Below are 1569 nucleotides of genomic sequence, written 5' to 3' on the forward strand. Positions count from 1 at the left end.
CAGCTTTTAAACACCGGAATAGAAGCCATGGATATGGGACCGAATGAGACCATCAAGATCTCAGAGCTGGCGGTTCGGATTAAGCAGTTGGCCAGAGATATGAATGTTGCTGTACTGGCGATTTCCGATGTGACGAAAGAAGAGCAGAAAGGTACCTTTCAGAGTAAAGAGTTCACCATGAATGCTCTTAGAGGCTCTAACCGAATAGCCCATGCTGCTGATTGTATCATGGTTCTGTACTCTGAACCAGCCCATGCAGACGGTGGTAAGGCAGAGAAAGATGCCTGGGAAGTGTTTACCCATAAGGTAAAGGACTCAGAACAGGCCATGGATTTTGTTACCAATCTTAAGGAGTTTAAGGAAGAAAACCCTGTAGGTGGTGAAGGGGCTACAGTTTATGCCCGCCTGGAGCTGATTAAGAACAGGGGCGGGCAAGGAAAAGGCAACCAGTTTTTACTGTTTCACAGGGCGTTTCATAAATTTGAACCAGCTGAAATTGAAGGTCAGCGTAAAGCAGAAGGAAGAGGTGAATAACATGAATAGACTACAACAGTTAATGGCAGAGAGAAAGAACAGACCCATAACCGCACCAGTACCTGAACCAGTACCAGTGAAAAAGGCAGCTCCCAAACCTGGGAAACCTGAGTTTGAACTTGAGTATGTGACTGACCCAGGCAGAGCTAAAGAGATTGTGGGTACTGACCTGAGTACAGAGGAAGTGATTGGCTTTGATATCGAAACAAGCAAAATATCCAGGTACAGTAAACATGCTCAGGCGGGGTTAAGTCCGCATTTGTCCCAGATACGTCTGGCTCAGTTCTGTGCCGGGCCTGGGAAGGTCTTTGTATTCGATGTACCCAGGGTTGGGCTTGGAAGTATAGGGCCGGTATTTGACAGAAACCTTGCAGCCCACAATGCTGTCTTTGAGATGTCTCATTTGTACCATGCAGGTATTGACTTGCCCTTTATGGACTGCACCAGACTGATGGACAATGCCATAAACAATGGCAATTCCAGTTTGCAGGAGGTTACCAGGAAGTACCTGAAGTTCGATATCTCCAAAGAGGAGCAGGTTTCAGACTGGGGCGCTTCAGTACTCAGTATGGACCAGCTTAACTATGCTGCACTGGACGCCTGGCTGGTTAGAGAGCTTTATCAGGTGTTAAGTGAGCTCATAGTGAGAAAGAAAAGAACCAGACTCTACGAGCTGCTAAGAGACGCACAGAGGCCAGTTATGCGCATGGCTTACACCGGACTCAACTTTGATGTTCTAAGCCATCAGAGGCTTGTAAAAGGCCTTAAGGAAGAATTTGCTAAGGCAGAGACGAGACTTAAAGGTGCCTTGGGTAACAAGATTAATCTGTCCAGTAACCAGCAGCTCTCAAATTTCTATAAGGGTGTCCTGCCCGGCAAAATTCTCAGGAAATGGAAACGCACTAAGACTGGAGATCTGTGCCTGGATAAGGACACAGTCAGGCAGTTTGCAGATAACCCGCTTGTAGAACCTTTGGCTGAGTACAAAAGACTCAAGAAGCTCTTAGAATCATTCGGGGACAGCATGCTGGACCA

The 1569-nt window shown here is 46.9% G+C and carries 1 protein-coding gene and 1 pseudogene; both read left to right on the top strand.

The features are described from left to right. The coding region (locus LZ23_RS11870) for a DnaB-like helicase C-terminal domain-containing protein (protein WP_045214474.1) at nt 1-534 on the top strand (534 nt) is incomplete at its 5' end. Between the two features lies 1 nt (nt 535). Then, nucleotides 536-1569: pseudogene (locus LZ23_RS11875) on the top strand (hypothetical protein); the annotation flags it as partial.

The organism is Desulfonatronovibrio magnus, assembly GCF_000934755.1.
Lineage (GTDB): Bacteria > Desulfobacterota > Desulfovibrionia > Desulfovibrionales > Desulfonatronovibrionaceae > Desulfonatronovibrio > Desulfonatronovibrio magnus.